Here is a 469-nt window from a genome sequence, read left to right as displayed (position 1 = left end):
CTTGCGCGCGCTCAGGATATCGAGAGCGACGTCGACGATCATGTCTTCCTGTCCGCCGACCATCCGGCGCCGGCCAAGTTCGACCAGGATTTCGCGTGTGTCGAGTCCGTATTGTTCGGCGGCCTTTTCGGCGTGGCGCAGGAACGACGAATAGACGCCCGCATAACCCAGGCTCAGGGTCTCGCGGTCGACGCGGACTGGGCGATCCTGAAGCGGCCGGACCAGATCCTCGGCGGCGTCCATCAGCGCCATCACATCGCAGCCGTGCTTCCAGCCCTTGCGGTCGATCGCGGCGATGAACACCTCGAGCGGCGCATTGCCGGCGCCCGCGCCCATGCCAGCGAGGCTGGCGTCGATGCGGATCGCACCTTCCTGCGCTGCAACGATCGAGTTGGCGACGCCGAGCGAGAGATTGTGGTGGGCGTACATGCCGCGCTGCGTCTCGGGCTTGAGCACCCGGTCATAGGCC

At 66.3% G+C, this 469-nt stretch carries 1 pseudogene; it reads right to left on the bottom strand.

The window, feature by feature from the left end:
- Positions 1-469: pseudogene (locus tag AWV70_RS22595) on the bottom strand (4-hydroxy-2-oxovalerate aldolase); the annotation flags it as partial.

The sequence above is a fragment of the Sporosarcina koreensis genome, assembly GCF_001531445.1.
GTDB classification, from domain to species: Bacteria; Bacillota; Bacilli; order Bacillales_A; family Planococcaceae; genus Sporosarcina; species Sporosarcina koreensis_C.
This window is presented reverse-complemented; position numbering and strand designations above follow the sequence as displayed.